The organism is Brachybacterium sp. GCM10030267, assembly GCF_042666875.1.
In the GTDB taxonomy this organism is placed as follows: domain Bacteria; phylum Actinomycetota; class Actinomycetes; order Actinomycetales; family Dermabacteraceae; genus Brachybacterium.
The window spans coordinates 335,445-353,196 of record NZ_JBHTCX010000012.1 but is presented as its reverse complement, the minus strand read 5'-3'; the positions used below and the strand labels follow the sequence as shown (position 1 = coordinate 353,196).

Annotated in this window: 15 protein-coding genes; 2 read left to right on the top strand and 13 right to left on the bottom strand. The window is 68.0% G+C overall.

Annotation, left to right across the window (positions count from 1 at the left end; translation table 11 throughout):
- Window positions 1-395: 395 nt before the first annotated feature.
- The 7 genes from ACFQS2_RS12680 to glnA all read right to left on the bottom strand — a co-directional run bounded on the left by ACFQS2_RS12680 (window position 396) and on the right by glnA (window position 7,494).
- The gene (locus tag ACFQS2_RS12680; RefSeq protein WP_377793959.1) at window positions 396-1,280 is read right to left on the bottom strand and encodes a hypothetical protein; all 885 of its coding nucleotides are present in this window, start codon (window positions 1,278-1,280) and stop codon (window positions 396-398) included.
- Window positions 1,281-1,384: 104 nt separating this feature from the next.
- Complete coding sequence (locus ACFQS2_RS12675; protein ID WP_377793958.1) at window positions 1,385-1,909, bottom strand: recombinase family protein; 525 nt, start codon at window positions 1,907-1,909, stop codon at window positions 1,385-1,387.
- Window positions 1,910-1,924: 15 nt separating this feature from the next.
- Window positions 1,925-2,044 (bottom strand): recombinase family protein, encoded by a 120-nt coding sequence (locus ACFQS2_RS12670; RefSeq protein WP_377793957.1) that lies wholly within the window; start codon window positions 2,042-2,044, stop codon window positions 1,925-1,927.
- Window positions 2,045-2,219: 175 nt separating this feature from the next.
- On the bottom strand, window positions 2,220-3,392 hold the full coding sequence (locus ACFQS2_RS12665) for a DUF3631 domain-containing protein (protein WP_377793956.1): 1,173 nt from the start codon (window positions 3,390-3,392) through the stop codon (window positions 2,220-2,222).
- An 851-nt stretch (window positions 3,393-4,243) separates the two neighbouring features.
- Entirely contained in the window at window positions 4,244-4,780 is a 537-nt protein-coding gene (locus ACFQS2_RS12660; RefSeq protein WP_377793955.1) for a hypothetical protein, read from the bottom strand.
- Window positions 4,773-5,789, bottom strand: coding sequence for a tyrosine-type recombinase/integrase (locus tag ACFQS2_RS12655; RefSeq protein WP_377793954.1), 1,017 nt, complete (start codon window positions 5,787-5,789; stop codon window positions 4,773-4,775). Before ACFQS2_RS12655 ends, ACFQS2_RS12660 begins: the two co-directional genes overlap by 8 nt.
- A gap of 274 nt (window positions 5,790-6,063) precedes the next feature.
- Window positions 6,064-7,494, bottom strand: coding sequence for a type I glutamate--ammonia ligase (gene glnA, locus ACFQS2_RS12650; protein ID WP_377016916.1), 1,431 nt, complete (start codon window positions 7,492-7,494; stop codon window positions 6,064-6,066).
- A 196-nt stretch (window positions 7,495-7,690) separates the two neighbouring features.
- Here glnA and ACFQS2_RS12645 point away from each other — a divergent pair, with 196 nt between their 5' ends.
- On the top strand, window positions 7,691-8,125 hold the full coding sequence (locus ACFQS2_RS12645; RefSeq protein ID WP_377793953.1) for an RDD family protein: 435 nt from the start codon (window positions 7,691-7,693) through the stop codon (window positions 8,123-8,125).
- 276 nt (window positions 8,126-8,401) lie between these two features.
- Here the strand turns inward: ACFQS2_RS12645 and ACFQS2_RS12640 are convergent, their stop codons facing one another.
- The 3 genes from ACFQS2_RS12640 to lipB all read right to left on the bottom strand — a co-directional run bounded on the left by ACFQS2_RS12640 (window position 8,402) and on the right by lipB (window position 10,958).
- Window positions 8,402-9,142, bottom strand: coding sequence for a DUF4191 domain-containing protein (locus tag ACFQS2_RS12640; RefSeq protein ID WP_377016920.1), 741 nt, complete (start codon window positions 9,140-9,142; stop codon window positions 8,402-8,404).
- Between the two features lie 31 nt (window positions 9,143-9,173).
- Window positions 9,174-10,196 (bottom strand): lipoyl synthase, encoded by a 1,023-nt coding sequence (gene lipA, locus ACFQS2_RS12635; RefSeq protein WP_377793952.1) that lies wholly within the window; start codon window positions 10,194-10,196, stop codon window positions 9,174-9,176.
- A gap of 63 nt (window positions 10,197-10,259) precedes the next feature.
- The gene (gene lipB / locus ACFQS2_RS12630) at window positions 10,260-10,958 is read right to left on the bottom strand and encodes a lipoyl(octanoyl) transferase LipB (RefSeq protein WP_377793951.1); all 699 of its coding nucleotides are present in this window, start codon (window positions 10,956-10,958) and stop codon (window positions 10,260-10,262) included.
- 81 nt (window positions 10,959-11,039) lie between these two features.
- Between lipB and ACFQS2_RS12625 the strand changes: the two genes are divergently transcribed.
- A complete protein-coding gene (locus ACFQS2_RS12625) occupies window positions 11,040-12,515 on the top strand; it encodes a hypothetical protein (RefSeq protein WP_377016924.1) in 1,476 nt (491 codons plus the stop codon).
- A gap of 194 nt (window positions 12,516-12,709) precedes the next feature.
- Here ACFQS2_RS12625 and sucB read toward each other — a convergent pair whose 3' ends face one another.
- The 3 genes from sucB to ACFQS2_RS12610 all read right to left on the bottom strand — a co-directional run bounded on the left by sucB (window position 12,710) and on the right by ACFQS2_RS12610 (window position 17,682).
- A complete protein-coding gene (sucB, locus tag ACFQS2_RS12620; RefSeq protein ID WP_377793950.1) occupies window positions 12,710-14,629 on the bottom strand; it encodes a 2-oxoglutarate dehydrogenase, E2 component, dihydrolipoamide succinyltransferase in 1,920 nt (639 codons plus the stop codon).
- Window positions 14,630-14,651: 22 nt separating this feature from the next.
- Window positions 14,652-16,055: a dihydrolipoyl dehydrogenase gene (gene lpdA, locus ACFQS2_RS12615; RefSeq protein WP_377793949.1), complete on the bottom strand. Its 1,404-nt coding sequence runs from the start codon at window positions 16,053-16,055 to the stop codon at window positions 14,652-14,654.
- A gap of 145 nt (window positions 16,056-16,200) precedes the next feature.
- Window positions 16,201-17,682 (bottom strand): leucyl aminopeptidase, encoded by a 1,482-nt coding sequence (locus ACFQS2_RS12610; RefSeq protein WP_377793948.1) that lies wholly within the window; start codon window positions 17,680-17,682, stop codon window positions 16,201-16,203.
- Window positions 17,683-17,752 lie beyond the last annotated feature (70 nt).

Below are 17,752 nucleotides of genomic sequence, written 5' to 3'. Positions count from 1 at the left end.
CATTGGGCCATCTGCCGATGGAACTACCGCCTGTACGCCAGTCGGCCCCCGTACTTGTTCAACGCGGAGATCGCACCCGCGCAGGCGCTCACGTCCACGGCGCCGCAGCCCTTACATCGACGTGCCGGGTGCCCGTCACCGGATGCCATGTCGCAACGGCAGAAGCGCCATCCCGCTCGCGCTTGCGAATCGCCACACGGGCACGGAGGCAGGGGCAGGTACGTCCAGCCGGCACGGGTTCGGACCAGATCAGGCATGCGGCATAGCTTCCAGCACCGGAGTGACACTCGGGGCATGCTCGGGCGTCAATCGACGCATGGAACGTTTGGTGACCTGCCACTCCCATGGAACAGGTCAGGTCGCGACCAGGGACGCCGTCGGCAAGCAGCGACGACTCATCCTGGCCGGAATACGCTTCCGACTTTGGTCCGGCGCGCATCGAATAAATCGAGCGCCATCATTCCCATCAGCGCACAGGACTGCGCCAGCATCGAGAGCCCCTCAACATCCACCTTCAACCGGCCATGCACCACCACGCCATCCCGGCCCACCTCCTCCACCTTCGCAAGACGCGCCCACTCGAGACCGTGCGCATGTCCCGACGCGTTCCGCCACGACGACAGGATCGATGTCCGGATCAACCCCTCCTCCGAGCCATCGATCAGCTTCGCCACACGCACGACCTTCGTCGTGTCTACGGGACTGTCCTGCCGTACAACATCCGAGACCGCTAATCCCCGCTTCCGCGCCTTCAACCGCACCCGCACCGCGTCCAGATCCGCCAGCTCAGAAGCGAGCTGCCCCGCCGCGTCGCCATCCAGGAGCGACAACACCCCCGACGCCCTTCCCAGATCCTCGAGAGGCTCCCGCTGCCGCTGAACATCTTCCTCGTGCAGCACACACGAGCGGTACACCCGAACTGCTGCATCATCGGGCGAGATCAACCAGACCGTTCGCACGTACGACAACAGCACCGTCCGCAGCAGCGTCCACATCGACGACACCCCATACCCGCGAACCTCGCCGTCATTCCACAAGATCTGCGCCGATCGCAGATGCTCAAGACTGGTAGCTAAGTACGCCCACGCACGGAGGTTCGAAGCCTCTCGCGGTTCCAATACCTGATCCCGCGCGAACTCCGACCCGGCCGCGATCACGGGCGGGCCATCAAACAACATATGCCTCTCCAACAGGTACGACAGGGCTGCCGGAATCCGAGCCCGCGATGGCAGGCTTGAAAACGGCACAGGGACAACTCGCGGAGAGGACTCGACGTTCATACCGCAGAGAGTAGTCGGGACCTCTGATTCACGGAGCGGAACTCATCGTGCTCATGGATTGCTCGCACCATTCGAGACCCATGGACTGTCCCCAGAGGAGGCCATCAGGCGGCGACCAGTGCCCCCATGCGCTCGGAGTTGAGGACCGACCTGACGCTCGAAGCGTGCCACCGCCCGCCCTTCGTCGTTGTCACACCTTCATTGGTCAACATCTCTGCGATCTTCCGCAGAGACAGGCCGTGACCGTGCATGCGGTGGATCCGCGTGAGCAGCTCGTCGGGGTAAGCGGTGGGCTTCCCAAGGGAGACCCCTCGCGCCTTGGCGGAAGCTAGGCCTTCCTTCGTGCGGACTCCGATCAGCCGCCGCTCGTACTGTGCCGCTGAGAGCAGCACACCGGCAACCATCTCGCCGGCTGGAGTGGACATGTCTACGCCGGAGCCGAGGTCCACCAGAGCCCACCGTTGTCGGTTCGCTTGGTCGATCACGTCTGCGCCATCTCGGATCGATCGAGAGAGACGGTCGAGCTTCGCGACGACGAGGAAGGATGCCTCTTTACGTCGCATCCTCCCGAGCACGAGTTGCAGTCCTGGACGATCGTTCCTCGAGCCTGAGAGGCCTGCATCGGCCACGATGTCTACGAGGTCTCATCCACGTTGCTTCGCGGCGAGACGGATGGCGCGCTCCTGGGCCTCGAGACCTAGAGCGGAGCGGGCCTGCTCCTCAGTGGAGACCCGGACGTACCCGATCGCGCGCGGTAGATTCATGGTCGCACTGTATTGCTGACGACCGTCACACGTTCGAGGTCGATGCCGGAGTGCCCACCCCTGAAGCAAGAGTACTTGCTCGCTTCAGGGGTGGGCCAGCGGTAGTTGGACTAAAGGGGCCCTGCTTCGGAGAGTGTGGGTCCGAGCGGGAGCGTGTCCCTACATGTCCACGGCACTAGCTTCGTCGGCGTCTGCGTTCTGCAGTTGCACGGCGGATAGCTTTGAGGTCCCTCAGCTTCTTCTTAGAGGAGCCAGTGAGAACCTGATCGTGAGGGGTCACGGCAGGGTGGCTCGTCGGTTCGGACGGCTCAGACGGTGTCGACAGTTCGCTTGGGTGGACGTCCAGATGCGGTCGAGCGACGTCATCAAGCCCAATCGCTCGCCAACCTCGGGTGAATGCACCCCGGTGATAGCCACGCCGATCCGTTGCGTCTTTCCCAGACCGGATCTCGAACCGCTTGGCCAACATCTTACCCATACGCTGAGCCGTCAACGTTCTCCCGAAGGCGGACGATGCCGACCACCTCTCAGGGTGGCGGGATTCCAGCATCGAGAGAATATCCTGCGTCGGCAGGAAAGCCATGTCTTCGGCGAGAAAGAGACCGTGCAGATCCCTAAGTAGGTGGACATGTATGGGCATGTTCGACAAACCCTCGTCATGGTCCCGGGCCATCTCGTCCAGGTTGGCGATGATCATCCGGTCTACCCGTTCGGACCAGTCGCCACCGGCGAACACGGCTACCCGCTTGAGCGGCAGCCACCGCTCCTTAACCCTCCCAATGCAACCCTTCGGGACAGGCGGGCGGGTCTTGCGCACCTCAGCCCGGATCGAGTCGGCCCACGCGGCAATGTCCGCCCCGAGGCCCAGTACTTCGGGATCGAGCACCTCCCAGTCGGACTCCTCTACCTCCCCTTCAGAGGCTGGGAACATCGTTACGACGATGGACCGTTGCATCGTGTCCTCCGGCAGATCTGGCGCATTACCAGCCATTGCGACGGGGGCGAACGTCGACAGATTGGTTGATTCCCAGCCGCCATCTTTCGATGGCACCAGAGTGGGTCGTTTTCCTCCGATCTTGTACCCGCTGTTGAGTACGCTCAACACGTCGCCGATCCCGGGCTTCCCAGGGCTAAGGGCCTTCTCGGCCTCGTCGATCAACAGCACGGATGGCTGCGCCGCGAGAATGCGGGGGATCAGCGCGGACGACGACACGGAGGACAACTGTACCGGGTTCGGCACCAGCCGCTCGAAGTGCTCGAGGACGGTCGTCTTGCCCGATCCGGGTATCGGTGAGGTGAGGATCAGTCGCGGGGTCGTGTAGGACTCCGCTGCCAGATGCGTGTGCACGGCCCAAAGTGCGAGTACGTCAAGGTCGACTTCGGAAGCAGTGTGCAAGTACCTCGACAGGTGGCTCCTAACTTTGTCCAAGATTGTTTCCACGGGTATCGCAGGTGAACCGTCGAAGCCGTCTGAACCGTCTGAACCGTCGAGTGCGCTAGCGCTGGAAGAGGTGACTGAACAGCGAACCGGGGCTTGCAGGGCAGGTTCGCTAACAATGCTGGAAAGCAGCCTGGGGTCAGAAATCCCAGTATCATTAGAGTGCGTCGCCACAACGCTCATGGACCGCTCCGGGCCCGCCTCCGGGGCGGTCCTCTTCGTGAGTCTCTTCATCGGTTGCTACCCACCTTTGCGGTGGGGATGGGCGTAAGGAGATCCTCAACTTCTCTCATGTCGACGCGGATAGCTCGCTTACCTAGGCGGTAGCCAGTGAGCCGGCCTTCGGCGATGAACTTCCGCATCCCGGCTTCGGTCATGGAGACGTACTCCGCGGCAACGGATAGCGGGACGTACCGGGTGTCCTTCATCGCGCGGCGCCCTCAAGGAGGAGGTCTACGAGTCGGGCGGTCTGCTCGGTAGTGAGCGCTGGAGCGTCGGCGGTCGACGTGCGAATTGCCGCTTCGATCTTGGCTGCGGCGAGGTCTCTACGAGCCTCTGCTGCAGCAGTTGGGTCTCCGTAGCGGGTGGCGAGGGCGAGGCGGGATCTGGCCTGGTAGACAGGGTTCTGCATGGGAAAGCTCCCTAAGGAAGGGCGCACTGAAGCGCATCCTAGGGAGCTGGACGTGGCGACGAACCCCGGCGGGGAACCCCTGTTGCGGCGGAATCAAGGCTCCGCACGGGCCTCCCCTGATCCTACTACGTCAAGCGGTAGGAGCCCGCCAGTGAACCTGAGGAGGCCAGCCTCCAGCCGGCACACGACCCTGATCGGTGAGCCGATCGCGGTACTTCGCAAGAGCGTCGAACATGGCATCGCCAAGAAAATCCACTGGGTCGCGGCGCGTGGGCTTGTCGCAGACCCGGCAGCGGATCTCGCACCAGTTCGGTTCGGTGGCTTCTGGAGCTTCGTACTCTGCAGCGGCGACCGTCATCACTTTGCCGTATCGCTTCCCCCAGCGGACCCGGACCCACCATCTGCCGGCGTCCCTGCGCTCAAGCCTCATCTCCACGCCGGTGTCGTGCAAACGGCCTCCGATGTCGCACTGCATGCGCGTCCACGGCGCCTTGCCGTGTGGATACCACTCGTTAAGCACCTCTTCGAAGGCGAACTGCCGTCGCGCCTGGAGGGGGATACTCGCCATCGGTACTACTTCGAGGTCGGGGCGGACTCCTCCACTGGCATTCTGCCGATGCTTCTGCTCGTCGGTTGCTGGTGCCAGGCCATCGCGTTCCTCAGTCATCATCGCGTCCTTCCCGACCCTTGCCGTTCATGTTCGTCGAAGAGAAGTCCCCGCCCAGGGCGTCCGCAATGTTCTTGTCCCGCTCCTTGGCCGCATGCTGGTACCTCATAGCGACGGTGGGGGAGGTGTGGCCGAGGCGCGCCATCAGCTCTCGTGTCGTCGCGCCCGTCGCGGCCGCGAGCGTGGCGCCGGTGTGGCGGAGGTCGTGAGGCTTGAGGTCGCTCAGCTCGGCGTCCTCAGCGGCACGTTTGAACATGTGGAGGTACCCACCGTAGGAGAGCGGCTGTCCGTCACCCCGAGGAGAGGGGAACAGGTGGTCGGTCGGCTCAGCGCCCGTGTGCTTCGTCAGATGCTCCAGGACGGCCTCTTGAACCGCTGATGGGTAATGGACGGTCCTCACGCTGCTGGAGGTCTTGACCGGTCCTACGCGGCTGGTGCCGGCGTGCACCGCGGAGGCGGTCTCACGGATGCTGAGCGAGTGCGTTCGTGGATCGACGTCCCGTCGGCGCAATCCGAGCACTTCGCCAGGACGGAGGGCGCAGAAGGCCGCGAGGAGAATCGCCAGTCGTCGACCCTCAGGGACCTTCTCGGAGAGGGCGTAGACCTCGGAGGCCTGCAGTGCATGACCTTCACGCTTCCGGGTGTATTGGCCAGCGCCCTTCACTCTCACCGGGGTCTCGGTGACGATGCCGTCTTCCACTGCCGCACGGAACACCTGGGACAGGACCCGGTAGGCGTTGGCGCGAGCTGCCGGGGTGTCTGACGAGAAGCTGCCGACCCACTTCCTGACCATCGCCGGGGTGACGGCGCTCATGGGTGTCGTCCCGAAGGTGGGCTTGATCCACTTATCGAGGTTCACCTTGTAGTGGTAGCGCGTGCGGTCGCGCACCTGGAGGGCCTTGACCCACTCGTCCGCGAACTCGCCGACGGTCGTGCGGTCGTCCCTGCCGCGCCAGGACCCGCTCTCTATGGCGGCGCGCTGCATAGCGAGCCAAGCATCGGCGTCCATTTTCGCCGTGAACGTCTCCGGGGCGGTACGGCGCGCCCCAGCCGGGTCCAGGTAGCTCGCCTGGTACCTGCCGCTGGGAAGCTTCCGTACCGCCCCGAAGGAGCGACGTCCGCGACGTCGAGTAGCTGCCACTCTCTGACCCCCAAGTCGTGCGACGACCGTGCGATAGCTCGGTCGTACTCCGTATGACTTGAGCCTACTGCACGTGTGCAACAGACGAGGTCTCACGGCCTATGAAAGTGCAGGTCAGAGGCGAAAGCTGCCCTGCTTTCGCTCAGATGTCGTAGTAGAGCTCGAACTCGTGCGGGTGCGGGCGGAACCGGAAGGGATCGATCTCCTGGGTGCGCTTGAACTCGATCCAGGTCTCGATGAGGTCCTGGGGGAACACGTCGCCCTCGGTGAGGTAGTCGTGATCGGCCTCGAGGGCGTCCAGGGCGGCGCCGAGGGAGTCCGGCAGCTGACGGATCTGCTGGTGCTCCTCCGGGGGCAGCTCGTAGAGGTCCTTGTCGATCGGCTCCGGCGGCTCGATGCGGTTGCGGATGCCGTCGATGCCGGCCATCAGCTGGGCGGCGAAGGACAGGTACGGGTTGGCCGAGGGGTCCGGTGCGCGGAACTCGATGCGCTTGGCCTTCGGGGTGGAACCGGTGACCGGGATCCGGATCGCGGCCGAGCGGTTACGGGCCGAGTACACCATGTTCACCGGCGCCTCGAAGCCCGGCACCAGACGCTTGTAGGAGTTCACCGTGGGGTTGGTGAAGGCCACCAGCGAGGGGGAGTGCTCGATGATGCCGCCGATGTACCAGCGGGCGATGTCCGAGAGGCCGCCGTAGCCGCGCTCGTCGAAGAACAGCGGCTCGCCGTCCTTCCACAGCGACTGGTGGGTGTGCATGCCGGAGCCGTTGTCGCCGAACAGGGGCTTGGGCATGAACGTCGCGGTCTTGCCGGACTCCCACGCGGCGTTCTTGACGACGTACTTGAACTTCATGACGTCGTCGGCCGCGTTCAGCAGGGTGTTGAAGCGGTAGTTGATCTCCTGCTGGCCCGCGGTGCCGACCTCGTGGTGGGCGCGCTCGACCTGCAGACCGACCTGGTCCAGGACCGCGCAGATGTCATCGCGTAGATCGGACATCTGGTCGTTCGGGGAGACGGGGAAGTACCCGCCCTTGACGCGGGTCTTGTAGCCCTGGTTGCCGCCGAACTCGGACTCGTCGCGGTCGGTGTTCCACACGGCCTCGTCGGAGTCGATCTGGTAGAAGCCCGAGTTGATGCTGGTCTTGAACCGCACGTCGTCGAAGATGTAGAACTCGGCCTCGGCGGCGAAGATCGCCGTGTCGGCGATGCCGGTCGAGGTCAGGTACTCCTGGGCCTTCTGGGCCACCGTGCGCGGGTCGCGGGAGTAGGGCTCGTCCGTGAACGGGTCGACGATCGAGAAGTTGATGACCAGCGTCTTGCGCTCGCGGAACGGGTCCACGTACGCCGTGCGCAGATCAGGGATCAGCTTCATGTCGGACTCGTGGATCGCCTGGAACCCGCGGATGGACGAACCGTCGAACAGCTGACCGGTCTCCATCGCCTCCGCATCGAACGTGCTCGCCGGCACGTTGAAGTGCTGCATGATGCCGGGAAGGTCGCAGAAGCGGATGTCGATGAACTCGACGCCCTCTTCCTCGATGTACTTCACGACCTCGCTGGGACTGTTGAACACATTTCCTCCATCCGCGCCCATAGGCGCGTGTTTGTGCTGTCGAACCCCGAGGGGGTCATCACCATGTCGAGATCCGGGCACACGGGTGCGGACCGCATCTCGGGTGCCGTCCACCATATGCGCCGTCGGTCCGAGCCGGTTCCCATGACCGCAGAGCGGGCAGCCGCTCCCAGATCGGGGGTCTAGGGTTTCGGTCGTGGTCGAGCGCAAGGATCTGGGGTCGTGGATGGGCGGCGTGCCGTCCGATCCGGACTATGTCGCGGGGGCGGATCTCGGCCTGCCCGCCGAGGGGTCGGGGTCGGTCGCCCCGTTCTGGCGCCGTCCCGTCTCGGTCGTGATCGACTGGGGCCTGTGCGTGGCCATCTCGGCGCTGTTCTTCCAGTACGACGCCACGGCCAACCTGGTCCTCTTCGTGGTCGTGAACCTGCTGTTCATGAGCCTTTTCGGGGCCACGCCGGGCCAGTTCGTGATGCGGGTCCGGATCCTCCCGGTGCGCGGACGGATGCCGATGCCGCTGCGAGCTGTGGTGCGCACGGGTCTGATGCTGCTGCTGATCCCGGCCGTCGTGTGGAACAAGGACGCGCAGCCCCTCCACGACACGGCCGCCGGCACCGCCGCCGTCACCGTCTGACGGCTCTGCCCTCGCGGCGGGTCTGCCTCTCCGGTGCCGATGCGCGGGGCACCTCATCGCGGTCGCGCGGCGATCCTCTACGCCCGTCCCCCTCGTGCTTCTACGCCCGTGACCTGGTGCGATAAATATGGTCACGTTTCGATAACACACGTAACGGAGAGATAACCACGGCTCGCGGGCAGCCGAGCCGGTGAGGAAGCGTCCCAGGTTTCCGACAGACGAAACCCCCGCGCGGTCGGAACCGGGCGGGGGCGTCAGGAGGGGAGGCGCCGCGAGTCAGCGGCCGCGCATCGCCTTGCGGTTCGGGCGTGCCCGCATCGGGTCCACGCCCTTGGGAACAGCCTGACGGATCGAGCGGTGCAGCGCTGTCAGCCGCTTGCTGACCTGTGCGGACTCATCCTTGGTGAGGACCTTCTTCATCCGCGTCATGTGGGTCGGCAGCTTGTGCAGCGGGACCTCACCCTCGCCGTCGCCGACGACGATCTGGTGGACCGGGACGCCTTCGTGCTGGAGCACCCGGCGGATGTTGCGCCGCTCCTTCTCCAGCAGCTTCATGGAGATGGCGGAGGAATCCTCCGCCACCACGGCGATCCCGGCGCGGCCGGAGGCGCGGAAGAGCATCTTCTGGCTGCGGGGATCGACCTGGACGGGCTCGTCGGCGACGTCCCAGCCGCGGCGTATCGACTGCATCGCGGCCAGGGCGGCGCCGGGCTGGCCCTTGATGCGGCTGAAGGCGGCGCGCTCGGCCTTGCGCGCCAGGATCAGCATCGCGACCAGCACGCCGACGGCCAGTCCGAGGAAGATGCCGTACCAGGGGCTGTTGAACACGAGCCAGCTGACCAGGATGCCGGCGGCGATGGAGGCCACCACCGCGAGGATCATCAGGGGCAGGGTGGTGCGGTCGACGTCCTGGGTGTACTTGAACACCTCGAGCATCTGCTTCAAGCGCCCCGGCTTCTTCGAGCCGTCGGCGTTCTTCGCGCCCTTGGCGGGCTTGGTCTCGCTGTTGCGGGCCATGGGTGTGGGTCCTCTCGGGGGCGCGCGAGCCTCAGCTCGCGGCGGCCTGATTGCTGCGGGCGACGACGCTCGCAGCTTCCTGACGGGCGGGCTGGTCCTGATCCAGATGGCGGAGATTCTCCGGGATCTCCCGGCCGAGCTTCCTCATCGCCTGCGCCCAGAGCTTCCCGGCGCGGTAGGAGGAGCGGACCATCGGTCCGGCCATGACACCGAGGAAGCCCATCTCCTCGGCGGCCTCGGAGAGCTCGACGAACTCTTCGGGCTTGACCCACCGGTCGATGGGGTGGTGCTTCTTGGACGGGCGCAGGTACTGCGTGATCGTGATGAGATCGCAGCCGGCGTCGCGCAGCCGCTGCAGGGACTCGAGGATCTCTCCGGTCGTCTCACCCATGCCCAGGATCAGGTTGGACTTGGTGATCATGCCGGCGTCCTTGCCCAGGGTGATCACGTCCAGCGACCGCTCGTAGCGGAAGGCCGGACGGATCTGCTTGAAGATCCGCGGGACGGTCTCGAGATTGTGGGCGAACACCTCGGGCCCGGCCTCGAAGACCTGCTGGAGCGCCTCGCCGTTGCCCTTGATGTCGTCGATCAGCAGCTCCACGCCGGTGCCGGGGCTGACCGAGTGGATCTGGCGGCAGGTCTGTGCGAACAGGCCGGCGGCGCCGTCGGGCAGGTCATCGCGGGCGACGCCGGTGATCGTGGAGTAGCGCAGGCCCATGTCCTTCACCGATCGCGCGACCTTCACCGGCTCCATCGGGTCGACCGGCATGGGCTTGCCGGTGGCGATGTCGCAGAAATCGCAGCGACGGGTGCAGGTGTCGCCGCCGATGAGGAAGGTCGCCTCGCGATCCTCCCAGCATTCGAAGATGTTGGGGCAGCCGGCTTCCTCGCAGACGGTGTGGAGGCCCTGCCCGTGCACGCGCTTCTTCATGGCGCTGTACTCGGGACCCATCACGGCGCGGGTCTTGATCCATTCGGGCTTGCGCTCGATGGGTACCTCGGCATTGCGTGCCTCGACGCGCAGCATGCGCCGGCCTTCGGGAGCGACAGTCACCCTCATGCCTCCTACGTTCGACGTTCCGGGAAGTCTACCGAGCGGGCCTGGGCCCGGCGCACGTCATACCACGGCAGCAGAGGTGCGGTGCGCCACCAGTTCCGTCATCGCCTCTTCGGCCTCGTCGATCACATCGGCCACGGCGATGCGACGGCCCGCCTCGCGGCTGAGGCTGGTCACGCCGGCGTCGTCGATACCGCAGGGGATGACGTTCTCCGCCCAGCTGAGGTCGTTGGCGCAGTTCAGGGCGAAGCCGTGCATGGTGGCCCGCTTGGAGACCCGCATCCCGATCGCGCAGACCTTGCGGGCCTCCTCGCCCTCCGGGGCGACCCATACGCCGCTGCGACCCTCGATCGGGAGCGTGTCCACGCCCATCTGCCCGCAGACGCCGATGAGAGTGTGCTCGAGCGCGCGCACGAAGCCGACGACATCGATCGGGATCGGGAGCTTGACGATCGGGTAGCCGACCAATTGCTGCGGCCCGTGCCAGGTGATCTTCCCGCCGCGGTCGATGTCGATCACCTCGGCGCCGTCGCGGGGGCGCTCGTGATCAGCGGTGAGCTTGCCGGCGGTGTACACGGCCTGATGCTCCAGCAGCAGCAGCGTGTCCGGCCGGGTGCCGGCGACGACCTCGGCGTGGAGGCGGCGCTGGATATCCCAGGCGGAGCGGAAGTCGACCGGACCGGGAGGCAGGTCGAACTCCTCATGGCGGTCTCCCTCGGGGAGGGGTTCGCTGAAACCGAGGCGGATGACGTCGAGCACGCACACAGGCTACTCCGGCCCTCACCAGTGCGTTGTGGACGGCCAGCGGTCGGCACCGGAGTGACGGGGTTCACTGGACCCATGGAGGACTTCGATCAGGAGCGGTTCGAGCACGGGCCGGGCCCCCTGCACGGTGGGCTGGGACGCTCCGCCGGGGCAGGGCGCCGCCTGTTGTCCGAGCTCGGCGCCGCGCAGCGGCGAGACCGCGATCGCGAGGAGACGCAGGTCCGTGTCCGGGGTGACCGTATGGCCCTGCACGTCCAAGCGCTCACGCCGACCGGCCTGGAGAGTGTGCGCGCCGAGATGCAGCTGCTCGCTGCGCTCGAGGTCGCCGGTGCCTCGGCAGCGCCGACGGTGCTGGAGATCGGGGACGAGGGCTACGTGCGGGAGTCCGCCCGGCCGCTAGACCTTCGCGGAGGCCGGCGCTCCGCGGTCGACGGCAGCCCGGCGACCGCCGAGCGGATGGCGCAGGCCCGCGCACGCGAGGATCTCGACGCGGTGGTGGACGCCCTGCATGAGCGGGGCTGGGCGCTGGGCGCCGCGCCCGGGCAGGGGATCGGGATCCGGGCCGACGGCAGCGTGGTGCTGCTCGACCTGACCGGCTTGGCGCCCGGGACCGAGGTCTCGGCGCAGCGCGCGGACCGGGCGTGGGTCGACTCCGTGCTCCAGGATCAGGAGCGCACCTTGCGGCGCCGGATCGACGAGCCGCGGCATGAGATGCCGCGGGAGGAGACGGGACCGCCGCCCGAGGACGACCCGGGGGAGGGCGCGGGAACGCCGCCCGAGGAGGCCTCGGGGGACGACGAGGTTCCGGCGAAGGGCTCCGCGGCCACTCGCGCTGCGGCGCCGTTGCCGGCTCCGCGCCTGGTCCGGGCACGGACGCGGTATGTCGGCGATACCGCCTCCCGCGACATCGGCGGCGGCGGTGTGACCGGCTCGTCGTGGCGGACCGGTGCGCGCGGGCTGGCCACGGCCGTCCGGCAGGTGCTGGCAGGGCGCCGCACTCGTCGCACCGCCGTGCTGTCCGCCGCGGTCGTGCTGGTGGCGGGCACGGTCCTCGGCGTCGCCAGTTGGCTGATCCTGTTCCCGGACTCGGGGCCACGGACCTCCGCTGAAGGAGCCGGCCCCGCTGCTGCTCCTGCCTCGGCCGAGGCCGCAGTACCGAAGATCGAGGATCCGTGGGCACTGGCCACAGAGCTCGCAGGGACCCGCCACTCCTACGTGACCGGCATCTCGGAGGAGCCGGCCGCCCTCGAGGGCAGCGAGGCCCTGGCAGAGGACGACCAGGTGCGTGAGGCCTACGAGGGGGTGGAGGTCCGTGGCGGCGGCCCGGTGGTCCATGAGGCCGAACTCGTCCGGGAACCGACTGCGGACGGTACGGCACGTCTGCAGATCGAGACGTCCACGGCCGAGCACGAGGTGATCGAGGCCGACGGCTCCACGCGGACCGTGCCGGCCACGGAGGCGACCGTCGTCGACCTGGATCTGCGCTGGGACGGCTCCCGGTGGCTTGTGCAGCGCACCCGGACGGTGGACGACACCGACGAGAGTCCCTGACCCGCAGGCCCCGAGGAGAACACCCGTCACACAGCGCACGAGGGCGCCGGCGACGGTTCGCAGGGCGTCCGAGCGCGATCTGGCGGCGGGCACAGCAAGAGCTGGCGAGGGCACAGCAAGGGCCCGGCACCGAATCGATCGGTGCCGGGCCCTGCGGATGCCGTCCGCCGCGCGAGGACGGGCGGGCTACGGGCTCAGAGGCCGAGTTCCGCCTCGAACGCGCCGTCCTCGAGACGCTTCTTCATGAAGGTGAGGAAGCGAGCGGCGTCCGCCCCGTCGACCAGGCGGTGGTCGTAGGAGAGGAACAGGTACATCATCGAGCGGATCGCGATCGAGTCGTCGCCCTCGGCGTTCTGGACCACCGCGGGCCGCTTGGTGATGGTGCCGGTGCCGAGGATGCCGACCTGCGGGCTGGGCACGATCGGGGTGTCCCAGAGTGCGCCGCCCGAGCCGGTGTTGGTCAGCGTGAACGTCGCCCCGGAGAGGTCGTCCGGGCCGAGCTTGTTGTTCTTGGCCTTCGAGCCCAGCTCACCGATCTGACGGGCCAGGCCCGCCAGGTTCAGGTCGCCGGCGTTCTTGATGACCGGGACGACCAGCCCGCGCTCGGTATCCGCTGCCATGCCGATGTTCTCGGCCGCGGCGTACTTCACGGTGTCGCCGTCGATGGTGGCGTTGAGCTTGGGGTAGACCTTCAGACCCTCGATCGCGGCCATCATGAGGAACGGCAGGAAGGTCAGCTTCGCGCCCTCGCGCTGAGCGAACGCATCCTTGGCGCGGCCGCGCAGCTTGGCGATCCGCGTCATGTCGACCTCGACCGCCGTGGTCAGCTGAGCCTGCTCGTGCAGGGACTCGACCATGCGCTTCGCGGTGATCTTGCGGATCCGGGACATCTTCTCCTCGGTGCCGCGCAGCGGGGAAGCCTCGACCTTGGGAGCTTCGGCGGGAGCGCCCGCGGCCGGGGCGGACGCCGCCTCGGCAGGTGCCTCGGCAGCGGCCTTCTGCTCGTCGATGGCCTGCTGGACGTCCTGCTTGCGGATCCGGCCGCCCAGGCCCGTCCCGGTCACCGTGGAGAGGTCGTTGCCGGCATCGGCCGCCATCTTCCGCACCAGCGGCGTCACGTAGCCGGAGGACTCGGCGCCGGTGACGGAGTCCGCGGCCTTCGGGGTCGTCTCGGGCACGGAGGGATCCTGCTTCTCCTGCCCCTGGGGGGCATCGGCCTTGGCCTCGGCGGGCTGCTCGCTCTGCGTCGGCGCCGCCGGCTGCTCGGCCTTCTCCTCGGCCGGCTTCTCCGCGGCCTCTGCCTGCTCGGGCTCCTTCTCCTCCGCCTTCTCCTCGGCGGCCGGAGCCTGCTGCGTCGGCTCATCGCCGCCCGCGGACGCTCCGGAGGAGTCGCCGACGACTGCGAGCACGGCACCGACCTCGGCGTCGTCGTCCTCCTGGACGCGGATCTCGAGCACGGTGCCCGCGACCGGGGAAGGGATCTCGGTGTCGACCTTGTCGGTGGAGACCTCGAGCAGCGGCTCGTCGACCTCGACGCTCTCGCCGACGCTCTTGAGCCAGCGGGTCACGGTGCCCTCGGTGACGGACTCACCAAGGGCCGGCATCGTCACCTCCTCGCCGGCGGCGGCGCCACCGGCGGCACCCGAACCGGCCTCGTCCGACGCATCGGCGGGCTTCTCGGACTCTCCGGCCGGCGCCTCCTCATCGGTGGAGGGGGCGACGGTCTCGTCGGAGGCGAGATCTTCGCCCTCGCCGGAGGGCGCGGAGCCCTGGTCGGAGCCGCCATCGGACTCGGTCTGCTCGTCGGAGGCGGCAGGAGCTTCCTCGCTCTCCTGCTGCGCACCCGAGCCACCGGAGCCCTCCTCGGAGGAGCCGGATCCGTCGCCGATGACGACGAGATCGGCACCGACCTCGGCGTCGTCGTCCTCCTCGACCAGGATCTTCTCGATGGTGCCGGCGACAGGGGAGGGGATCTCGGTGTCGACCTTGTCGGTCGAGACCTCGAGCAGCGGCTCGTCGACGTCGACGGTGTCGCCGACGCCCTTGAGCCAACGGGTGACGGTGCCCTCGGTGACGGACTCACCGAGCGCCGGCATCTTCACGGTTTCAGACATGGGGGTTCTCCTCCTGGTGGGCTCAGGCGTGGGCGTGCAGGGGCTTGCCGGCGAGCGCCAGGGCGGCTTCGCCCATGGCTTCGTGCTGCGACGGGTGGCCGTGGATGAGGGAGGCGACATCCTCGGGGTAGGCCTCCCAGTTGACGATGAGCTGGGCCTCGCCCATGAGCTCGGAGACGCGCGAGCCGATCATGTGCACGCCGACGATCGCGCCGTTCTTCTCGCGCACCATCTTGATGAAGCCGGTGGTGCCGAGGATCTGGGACTTGCCGTTGCCGGCGAGGTTGTACTCGTAGGTCTCCACGGCATCCTCGCCCAGCTGCTCCTTGGCCTGCTTCTCGGTGAGGCCGACGGAGCCCAGCTGCGGCTCGCAATAGGTGATGCGCGAGATGCCGGACTCGATGATCGGGGCGGGGTTCTGGCCGGCGATGCGCTCGGCGACGAAGATGCCCTGCTGGAAGCCGCGGTGGGCGAGCTGGAGGCCGGGGACGATGTCGCCGACGGCGTAGATGCCGGGGACGTTGGTCTCCAGGGTCTCCATGTTCGCGAGGACGAAGCCCCGGTCCATCTCGATGCCCTGCTCCTCGTAGCCCAGCCCGGAAGTCGTCGGCCCGCGGCCGACGGCGACCAGCAGGTAGTCGCCCTCGAAGACCGTGCCGTCGGTCAGAGTGACCTTCACGCCGGAGTCGGTCTGCTCGGCCTTCTCCGTGAACACGCCCAGCGAGGAGGTGATGCCGCGCTTCTTGTAGGCCCGCTCGAGGGCCTTGGACAGCGACTCGTCCTCGTTGGCCACCAGGTGGGGGAGGCCCTCGACGATGGTCACGGACTCGGCGCCGAGCGACTTCCACACCGAGGCGAACTCGACGCCGATGACGCCGCCGCCGAGGATGATCGGGTTCTTGGGCACCTCCGGCAGCTGCAGCGCGGTCTCGGAGTCGAGGAACCGGCCGCCGAGGTCGATCCCCGGCAGCGTCTTGGAGTAGGAGCCGGAGGCCAGCACGATGTTCTTGCCGGTCAGCTCGCGGGTGCCGGACTCGGTCTCGACGGTCACCGTCTGCGGACCGGTGAGACGGCCGAAGCCTTCGACGTACTCGACCTTGCGCGCCTTCACGAGGCCCTGGAGGCCCTTGTAGAGGCGGCCGATGATCTTGTCCTTGTAGCCGAGCATCTTCTCGACGTTGACCGAGCCGACGGTGAGCTCGAGCCCGACCTCGGACGCCTCGGACGGGGTGTCGGCGAGCTCGCCGACGTGCAGCAGCGCCTTCGTCGGGACGCAGCCGCGGTGCAGGCAGGTGCCACCGAGCTTGTCCTTCTCCACGAGAGCGATCTTCTGGCCGAGCTGGGCTCCGCGCAGCGCGGCCGCATAGCCGCCGCTGCCACCGCCCAGGATCACGACGTCGAACTGGTCAGTGGTTGTATCCGCCACCTGTGTGCTCCTCGGTGTGTGGGTGTTTTACGCGGCGCGCTGACCGGGCTGGTCGACGGCACCGCCTGCGGGTCCCATGCTAGGCCACCAGGCGGTGCCGTTCGGCTCGCTGCGCAGGATGCCCAGCGGGGCCGGGCATCCCGGGTCAGGCGGCGGGGGCGGAGGCGCGGTCCTCGAGCACCCGCAGCACGGTGCGCACGCTCATGCCGGTGCCTCCCTTGCCCATGTATCCCAGCGGGGAGGATGCGTACCCGGGGCCGGCGATGTCCACGTGGGCCCACTCCGTCTCACCCACGAACTCGGCCAGGAAGATGCCGGCGGTCAGGGCCCCGCCCCAGCGTTCGCCGATGTTGCGCAGATCGGCCACCCGACCGGTCAGGTCCGCCCGCAGCTCCGCCGGGAAGGGGAGGGGCCAGAACGGCTCGCCGGTCAGCTCGGACGCCTCCATCACGGCGTCGCGACCGGCCTGGGTGCCCATCACCCCGGCGGTGCGCTTGCCGAGCGCCACCACGGCGGCGCCGGTGAGCGTGGCCACATCCATGACCAGGTCGGGCTCGTCGGCGACCGCGTCGACCAGGGCGTCGGCCATGACCATGCGGCCCTCCGCGTCGGTGTTGAGCACCTCGACCGTCTTGCCGTTGCGCATGGTGACCACGTCACCGGGGCGCTGGGCGCCGCCCCCGGGCATGTTCTCGGCCAGCGCCAGGAAGGCGGTGACCTTGACGTCGAGCCCGAGCCGGGCGGCGCCGACCGTCGCGGACAGCACGGTCGCGGCGCCGGTCATGTCCGAGGTCATGTCGTCCATGCCGGCGGCGGGCTTGATCGAGATGCCGCCGGTGTCGAAGGTGATGCCCTTGCCCACCAGCGCGACGGAGCTGCGCGCGTTCTCCGGCGCGTACTCGACGCGCACCAGACGCGGGGGACGGGTCGAGCCCTGGCCGACGCCGACGATGCCGCCGTAGCCGCCCTCGGCGAGCTGCTTCTCGTCCAGCACCGTGACCGTCAGCGGGAGGTCGGCAGCGACCTCCTCGGTCCGGCGCGCGAACGCGGCGGGGTAGAGCAGGTTCGGCGGGGTGTTGACCAGATCGCGCGTGAGACCGACGACGTCGGCGAGCACACCGGCACGCTCGGCCGCGGCGGCGATGGCCGGCGCGGCGGCGTCCTCGCTCAGCAGCGTGATCGAGCCCAGAGCCGGCTTCGGGGCGGACGAGCCCGAGCCGGTCTTGTGGGCGGTGAAGGCATAGGCACCCAGGGCCGCGCCCTCCAGAGCCGCGGCCTGCTGGGCGGCAGTGCCGCCGGGCAGAGCGATCGCGGCGCCGGCGGTGCCCGTCAGGGAGCGGGTGGCGGCGCCGAACGCCAGGCGGAGGTCCTCCTCGTCGGCCTCGGAGAGATCCTCCTCACCGAGGCCCACGAGCAGGAGCGAGCCGGCGGAGGTCAGGCCGTAGGAGGGGATCCGGTGGAGGTCGCCGCGGGCTGCGGAGGCGTCCAGAGGTGCGATGACCTCGGAGATCTCCGGAGCACCGGGGGCGCTCGAGGGGGCGTCGCCGGCCCCGGCGAGCAGCGGCAGGATGAGGACGTCGGTATCGACGTCGCGCAGGGAGGTGTCAGACACGGTGATGGTGGGCATGGTTCCATCGTAGAGCTGGCGCGGACCTGCCGGTCGCCCCGTGCGGCCCGCTGACGCAGAGCCGGCAGGC

Coding starts and splice junctions, on each gene's coding strand:
- ACFQS2_RS12680 (WP_377793959.1), bottom strand. CDS start 1,280: ATGAACGTCGAGTCCTCTCCGCGAGTTGTCCCTGTGCCGTTTTCAAGC.
- ACFQS2_RS12670 (WP_377793957.1), bottom strand. CDS start 2,044: ATGAATCTACCGCGCGCGATCGGGTACGTCCGGGTCTCCACTGAGGAG.
- ACFQS2_RS12660 (WP_377793955.1), bottom strand. CDS start 4,780: ATGACTGAGGAACGCGATGGCCTGGCACCAGCAACCGACGAGCAGAAG.
- ACFQS2_RS12655 (WP_377793954.1), bottom strand. CDS start 5,789: ATGGACGCCGATGCTTGGCTCGCTATGCAGCGCGCCGCCATAGAGAGC.
- ACFQS2_RS12640 (WP_377016920.1), bottom strand. CDS start 9,142: ATGGCCCGCAACAGCGAGACCAAGCCCGCCAAGGGCGCGAAGAACGCC.
- ACFQS2_RS12625 (WP_377016924.1), top strand. CDS start 11,040: ATGGAGGACTTCGATCAGGAGCGGTTCGAGCACGGGCCGGGCCCCCTG.
- sucB (WP_377793950.1), bottom strand. CDS start 14,629: ATGTCTGAAACCGTGAAGATGCCGGCGCTCGGTGAGTCCGTCACCGAG.
- ACFQS2_RS12610 (WP_377793948.1), bottom strand. CDS start 17,682: ATGCCCACCATCACCGTGTCTGACACCTCCCTGCGCGACGTCGATACC.